The 7,481-nt window shown below is 70.7% G+C and carries 4 protein-coding genes; 1 reads left to right on the plus strand and 3 read right to left on the minus strand.

Annotation, left to right across the window (positions count from 1 at the left end; translation table 11 throughout):
- Positions 1-174 precede the first annotated feature (174 nt).
- The 3 genes from car to ACFU95_RS43535 all read right to left on the minus strand — a co-directional run bounded on the left by car (position 175) and on the right by ACFU95_RS43535 (position 5,797).
- Complete coding sequence (gene car, locus ACFU95_RS43525) at positions 175-3,660, minus strand: carboxylic acid reductase (RefSeq protein ID WP_383840823.1); 3,486 nt, start codon at positions 3,658-3,660, stop codon at positions 175-177.
- A gap of 67 nt (positions 3,661-3,727) precedes the next feature.
- On the minus strand, positions 3,728-4,942 hold the full coding sequence (locus ACFU95_RS43530; protein ID WP_383840826.1) for a cytochrome P450: 1,215 nt from the start codon (positions 4,940-4,942) through the stop codon (positions 3,728-3,730).
- A 48-nt stretch (positions 4,943-4,990) separates the two neighbouring features.
- Positions 4,991-5,797 carry an oxidoreductase gene (locus ACFU95_RS43535; RefSeq protein ID WP_383840829.1) on the minus strand — a complete coding sequence of 269 codons (807 nt, stop codon included), beginning with the start codon at positions 5,795-5,797 and terminating at the stop codon, positions 4,991-4,993.
- 222 nt (positions 5,798-6,019) lie between these two features.
- On the opposite strand from ACFU95_RS43535, the gene ACFU95_RS43540 reads away from it, so the two are divergent.
- Positions 6,020-7,108 (plus strand): NADH:flavin oxidoreductase, encoded by a 1,089-nt coding sequence (locus tag ACFU95_RS43540; protein WP_383840832.1) that lies wholly within the window; start codon positions 6,020-6,022, stop codon positions 7,106-7,108.
- The last annotated feature ends 373 nt before the right edge of the window (positions 7,109-7,481 follow it).

Raw genomic sequence — 7,481 nt, forward strand, 5'->3', positions numbered from 1 at the left:
CCACCCCCCGGGTCATGGTCGACAGGGGGCAAAAGTCATGCCGGGCCAGAAGGCCGGGAGCCCCAAGATCGGGGCCGTCTAGAAGGTAACGGGGGCGACTTCGGTGCGGAGGGAGGAGTCACACGGGACCGGGCGGCCGGTGCTCCTTGAGCCGAACGCCTGCCGTGCGGGCGATCAGTCGGCCCGGCCGGTCCGGACGTCGGCGGTCTCGCGGGCCGGCTGTAGAAGGCCGAGCCCGCGCAGGTCGCAGACGTACTTGCGGACGAGGTCGGCCGACAGGTGGGGGATGTCCTTGGCGGGGCCGACCTCGGCGTTTTGCACGGCGGTGTGGAACCGCTCGGCGGAAAGCGCGGGTCCGAACCCGCTCTCCCCGGGCTGCGCGAAGGCGTGCAGCAGCGGCAGCAGCGAGTGCCGGCGCTGCTCCTGCGGCAGGGCACGCACCGCGGCCGTGAACCGGGTGAGCCATGCGTCGTAGTCGTCGATCCGCTGGATCGGGTGGCCGGCCTCGATGAGCCAGTCGACGAAAGTGTCCAGCGAGACGCCGTCGTCATGCGGGTTCAGCACATGGAAGGTCCGGTGGCCGTCGGTGACCCCCGCGCCCAGTGTGGTGATGGCCTCGGCGCCGAAGTCGACCGGCAGACCGTCGTAGTGCGCCCGGGCGCCGCTCCGGTAGAACGAGCCCGGCGCGACGCCGGTGGCGACCAGGCTGAGCAGAAGCCGGGTGAAGAGGTCGGGCACATTGACCTGACCGGCGTACCTGGTGTGCGCGAGGAGGATGTTGGACCGGAAGACCCCGACCGGCAGGCCGTACTGCTCGTGTGCCTCCCGCAGCAGGACCTCGCCGGCCCACTTGCTGGTCGCGTATCCGTCGGCGTAGCCCTGACCGACGCGCCGCGTCGGGATGGCGGCGCGGATGTCGGCGTCCTCGTCGAGTGCCGTGACCGGGGTGTCGAGCCGCACGGCGACGGTGGAGACGTAGGTGACGGGCTTCATCCGCGTGGTGAGCGCCAACCGGATCAGTTCGGCCGTACCGACGACGTTGGGGCCGAACAACTGGCTGTAGGGCAGCACGTGGTTGACCAGGGCACCCGGGTGGACGATGAGGTCCACGGTGCCGGCCAGTCCGCGCCAGGTGTCCTCGTCCAGGCCAAGACGCGGTTCGCCGAGGTCCCCCGCGAGTACCTCCAGGGACTTGCCGGCCGCTTTCCGGTAGCGCCGGAGCAGTTCGGCGTCGCCGCTGTCGAACGCTTCCTCCAGCCGTCGCGCCGCCGTGACCGAGTCGCTGCCGCGGACGACACAGATCAGCCTTCCGCCCGAGGACGCCAGCCGCTCCAGCCACTCCAGGCAGAGGAACCGGCCCAGATAGCCGTTGGCCCCGGTCAGCAGGACGGTCCGCACGCCGCCGTCGGGGCGGGGCAGTGCGGGGGCGGCGGCGAGCGTCGACGCGTCGAGGAACTTCTCCAGGGTGAGGTCACCGGCACGGACCTCGGTGCTGTGCTCGCCGTGCACGGAGGCGAACGTCGGCCGCCGTGCCCCGGACCGGCGTTCCGTCTCGATGTACCGCGCCAGCCCCGCCAGGTCGTTGGCCGGGCTGATGACCACCCCGACCGGAACCTCGACCTGGAAGATCTCCTGAAGCAACTGGGAGAAGGACAGCGCGGACAGGGAGTCCCCGCCCAGGTCCGTGAAGTGCGCGCCGGCGCTCAGGCCGGCGTCCGAGGAGCCCAGCAGCGCCTGGGCGGCTCGGCCGACCGTCTCCACCACCGGCCGGTCCGTCCCGGACTGCCGCAGCTCGCGCAACTGCCGGTCCCGTCCCTCGGCGAGTTGGTCGTACAACTCTTCGAGGGCGGCGCTGTAACGCTCCTTCAGCCGGGGGCGCAGCACCTTGTGGCTCTCGGTGTACAGGCCGTTCTCGGGGCTGAAGGGCTCGGTCTCGATCAGGAAGTCGCGCGGGATCTCGTACGAGTTGAGTCCGGCTTCCCTGGCGATCCGCTGGAGCGACTCGCCGACCGACGACTTGAGCGACGCGACGTCCCCGCCGCGGCGGGCCAGCGCGTCCGGGGTGGGCACCACCACCGCGAGCAGGTACGCGCGTGCGCTGTTGCCGTACACGTAGATCTGCCGGACCAGAGGACTGCCGAGAAAGACGGTCTCAAGGCGGGAGACGGCCACGAACTCGCCCTGGGAGAGCTTCAGGGTGTCCTTGGTACGGTCGACATGGACGAGCCGGTCCGGCCCGATCTCGGCGAAGACGTCGCCGGTCCGGTAGTAGCCGTCCGTGTCGAAGAGCTCGGTGGTCAGCTCCGGACGCCTGTAGTACCCGGGAACGAGGGTCTGCGACTTGAGCAGCAGTTCCCCGCGCGGATACGGCAGATCGGTGCCGTAGTAGCCGAGTTCAGGGACGTCCACCAGCTTGTAGTCGATCACGGGCGGACGTTGCACCACCGTGTCCAGCAGGACCCCGCCCGCTTCGGTGGAGCCGTAGCCGGTGTACAGGTGGATGCCGAGGCAGGACTCGACGAAGGCGGCCAGCTCGTCGGAGAGCGGGGCGGTACCGACGAACGCCTTGGCGACCCGCCCGCCCAGGACGTTCTCCCGCAGGTCCTTCTTGACCGCGGCCTCGACGTCATCCGGCTCCCCGGGCCGCCGGTCCAGTTCGCCGCGGTACCGCTGGAACAGCATGTCGCAGATGCGCGGAACCATGGTCAGTTCCGTGGGGCGGACCAGCGCGATGTCCTCGAACAGGGTGGACAGGTCGCTCTTGGCGGTGAAGTAGCCGACACCGCCCCGCACGAGTGAGCCCATCAGCGCGTAGCGGCCGGCGAGGTGGCTGTGCGGCATGTAGAGGACGCTGACCGCGGGTACGTCCGCCGACCCGTAGCTGAACCCGTACCACGCGGTGCCGACCAGCCGCTGGGTGTACATGGCCCCCTTGGGGGCTCCAGTGCTGCCGGACGTGTAGATGAGCAGGGACAGCGGATCGTCGCCCGGGTCGGCGGTGAACAGGGGAGGGGGCGGCAGTTCTCCGCCCCGGTCGATCACCTCCGCCAGCGTGTCGACGACCACCCGGCTGCCGGCCTCGGCCAGGCGCCGCCCGGCGAGGGCGAGGGCGGCACGCTGCCCGGCGTCCTCGGGGCGGTGGTCGAACACGGTCAGGCGCCGGATCGACGCTGCCCCAACGACCAGGTCGACGGCGGTGCCCAGGTGCTCGGCGCTCGTGGCGAGGACGCGCGGCTCGGTCTCCGCGATGATCGCCCGCAGCTGGTCCGGGTGCGCGCTGTGCTGGAGGGGCACCGGTACGACCCCCGCGTGGATGGACGCCAGGTCGAGCGTCGCGTGGTCGATGCTCGGGAAGCCCAGGGTGCACAGCCGCTCCCCCGCGCCCAGCGGGTACTCCGGGTCGTGGTGCCACCGGCCGGCGACCGCGCGGATACGGGCCCACAACTCGCGGTAGCTCACGGTGTCGAACCGGGGCAGCAGCTGCCCCGTCGCCGGATCCTTGGCCCGTTCGCCGAGGGCCGGCCGGTCCCCGTAGCTCTCCATGACGGCCGCCATGACCTCGGCGAGCGCCTGGCCGGGATCGACGGACGCCAGAACCTCGGCGAGCCCGCTGCCCGGATCGTGGGCGGGCGCGGTGGTCGCATCCCGTGGCACGGCCATGATCAGTTCTCCCGTAGTGTTTCGGCGATGGGGGCAAGTCGTGTGCGATCGGGGCGCCGGGCGGTTCTCACCAGCTGACAGGCAGCGCCGCCACTCCGCGGACGAGGCGCTCGGTCCGCCAGGACAACTGGTCGGCCGGAACGGCGAGCCGCAGACCGGGCAGACGGTCGGTCAGGACTTCGAGGACGACGCGCAGTTCCAACCGGGCCAGTTGGGCGCCGAGGCAGTGGTGGAGGCCGTGCCCGAAGGTGACGTGCGCGACGCGCTCACGGTGGAAGTCGATCTCGTAGGGGCGCTCGAACACCTCGGCGTCGTGGTTGGCCATCCCCAGTTCGGCCACCACCGCGTCACCGGCGCGAATGAGCTGCCCGCTCAGCTCGATGTCCTCGGTGGCGATACGTGTGAAGCCGGCGGTCGCGCTGTTGGGGATGAACCGGAGGAGTTCCTCGACCGCCTTGGGGACGAGCGCGGGGTCGGCGCTGAGCTGCTGCCAGAGAGCGGGCCGGGTCAGCAGCGTGTAGACGAAGTTGCCGATCTGGTTGGCGGTCGCCTCCTGCCCGGCGGAGAGCAGGCTGACGCCGAGGCCGATCAGCTCCTCCTCGCCGAGCGGGCCGTCCTCGTCGGCCCCGTCGTCCTCGTCGGCCCCGGCGACCAGTTCGCCGAGCAGGTCGTCGGTGGGGGTGACGCGGCGCTGCGCGATCAGACCGGCGAGGTACTCGTCGAGCTGTGCACGGGCCCGCGCGGCCTGCTCGGGGTCGGCCAGCATCAGCAGGCCGTCCACCCACTCGCCGAACTGTTCACGGTCGGCGACGGGCACCCCGAGCATCTCGCAGATCACCGTGATCGGCAGCGGCCAGGTAAGGGCCGTGGTCAGATCGGCCGGCGCCCCCGTCGCCACCATGGCGTCGAGCAGCTCGTGCACGATCTCCTCGATACGCGGACGCAGCGCCTTCAGCCGGCGCAGGGAGAAGGCGTTCGTCACCCGGCGCCGCAGCCGGGTGTGCTCCGGCGGGTCCATGCTGAGCATCGAGGTGCGGGGCAGACCGACCGCGACCGTGCGGGGCACATGGTCACCCACGGCGGCGGCGCGGCTGAACCGGGGGTCGGCCAGTACCGTCCTGACGTCCGCGTGCCGGGTGACCAGCCAGCCGTCGCCGCCGAAGGGCAGGCGTACGCGCAGCACGGGCTGCTCGCCGCACAGCTCCACCAGCGTCGGGTCCAGGTCGAGCCGGGTGATCGGGCCGAATGGGTAGGACCGCACTTCTTCCTCTGCCGCAGTCATCGTGTCCATCCTTTGCAGGGCGTCGAGAGGTGCCTACGAACGTTCTGGTCAGGCCAGGCTCGCGGTCTTCCCGCCGTCGATGACGACGTTGCTGCCGGTGATCCACGACGCCCGGGGCGAGACCAGGAAGCTCACGGCGTCGGCGATGTCCTGGGACTCGCCCATGCGTCCGAGGGGGATCTCGGCGGCCCACTGCTTCGCGAGGGCGTCGAGATCGGCACTGCTGGGGTCGCCGCCGAAGTACTCGACGATCTGGCGGCGCGCCGTCTTCGAGGCTGGTGTTTCCACGTTGCCCAGGCAGACGGAGAGCACGCGGATGCCGTCTGCCGCGAGCTCGGTGGCGAGGCCCTTGCTGTACGTCTCCAGCGCGGACTTGGCGGCGGCGTAGTGGTAGAGCATCGGGTACGCCGCGATGGTGGCGGTGCTTGAGACGTGGACGATGGTTCCGCCGCCGCTCTCCCGAAGGGACGGCACGAGTGCCGCGTTGAGCCGGACGGGAGCGAGGAAGTTGATGTCCATCGTGTACTGCCAGTCGTCCTCAAGGTCCAGCACGCTGTGGAACGAACGGCAGCCGCCCGCGTTGTTGACGATGATGTCCACGCCGCCCAGGGTGTCCAGCGCGGTGTCCGCGAACGCGCGCACACCGTCGGACGTGCTCAGGTCGGCCTCGACGAACGTCGCGCCGGACGGGGGCTGACCCTGCGGACTGCGGGCGGCGGTCACGACGGTGGCGCCGGAGCCGACGAGATTGCGCACGATCGCGGCGCCGATGCCGCGGCTGCCGCCGGTGACCACGGCCCGCTTGCCCTCCAGCTCCTCGGTAACCGTCGCGGTGGGGCGGAAACGGCTCGTCATGGTCTCCATGCCTTTCTTTTCCGGGCCAGCCTGTGCACTACACGCATTGGTAGCGGAAATTTCGTTGGCTTCGATGAATCCACTATCCGTGCTGTGATCGATGCGGTCAATCTAATCATTTCGATGTGCTGCATCGCATAATTCAATGCCGGGATGGTGTGGCCAAAGTCGCCGATATTCATGCACTATTCAAGTGCGTCCGTGAATTTATCGGGAGGAACAATGGCCGGCTTGAATGAACCGTTCACCGTGGGCGACCTCACGGTCCCCAACCGGATCGTGATGGCTCCGATGACCAGAACGGCGTCCCCCGGCGGCGTGCCGGGTCCGGACGTCGCGGAGTACTACGCCCGCCGGGCGGCCCACCAGGTCGGGCTGATCATCACCGAGGGCACATACGTCAACCGCCCCGCCGCGGGGGCGTACGACAACGTGCCCCATTTCTACGGCGAGTCGGCCCTCGCCGGCTGGGCCCACGTGGTGCGCCGGGTGCACGAGGCCGGCGGCAGGATCATTCCGCAGCTGTGGCATACCGGGGCCGCCCGCACCGCGACCGAACCGCCCGCCGACGTCCCGTCCGGGATCGGACTGGACGGCACTCCGCTGGGAAGGGCGATGACCCCGCGGGACATCGACGACGCGGTGGCCGCCTTCGCGGAGGCCGCCGCGACCGCCGAACGGCTCGGGTTCGACGGCGTCGAGGTGCACGGGGCGCACGGCTACCTGATCGACAACTTCCTGTGGAGCGTCACCAACCGGCGCACCGACCGCTACGGTGGCGACCCGGCCTCCCGCGCCCGCTTCGGAGCCGAGGTCGTGCGGGCCGTCCGCGCGGCCGTCAGTCCGGGGTTCCCGGTCTTCTTCCGGCTGTCCCAGTGGAAGGTGGGCCAGTACGAGGCCCGCACCGCCCAGAGCCCGGACGAACTGGCGCAGTTGCTGACGCCGCTGGCCGACGCCGGGGTCGACGTGTTCCACGGCTCCACGCGCCGCTACTGGCTGCCCGAGTTCGAGGGCAGCGCCCTCAACCTGGCCGGCTGGATGCGCAAGCTCACCGGCAGGCCCGCCGTGACGGTCGGCTCGGTCGGCATGGACCAGCAGTATGGCGAGGGCGACTTCACCTCCGGCTTCACCGGGCCGTCCGGGGTGACCGGCATCGACGAGCTGGTGGCCCGCCTGGAGCGCGACGAGTTCGACCTCGTCGCCGTGGGCCGGTCGCTGCTGGCCAACCCGGACTGGGCGGCACTGGCACTCCGCGGCGAGTTGAACCGGACCGTCCCCTACGATCCCTCCGTGCTCCAGACCCTGGCCTGACGGCCGCGGGTGGTCCTTACCCGCCCACAGCACGACGGTGACCCGGTCCGAGGCGGCCCCGGGGCAGGACGTAGGCGTCCGCACACCCGTCCGGCGGCGGGTACCCGAACGCCCCCCGGTACCACCGTGTGATCCGAGGGGGCGACGTCCGCGCCCGAGCCGGTGCGGCGGGCAGTCAGGTACGGATTCTCCGCGCTCCGTCAGCGGGGCGTGCATTCGTGCGGGGCTACCAAGAAGGCAATGGGGGGAACGGCCGCGCGACCAGTGCTTCGCCGTGCGGTCGGCCGCTGTTCGTCGTACGCCCGTGGCGGGGGGGGGGGGTGGCCGGGGGTGGGGGGGGGAACAAACCAAGCGGCACCACAAGAAAAAAAAA

This window comes from Streptomyces sp. NPDC057623 (assembly GCF_042800355.1).
GTDB lineage: Bacteria > Actinomycetota > Actinomycetes > Streptomycetales > Streptomycetaceae > Streptomyces.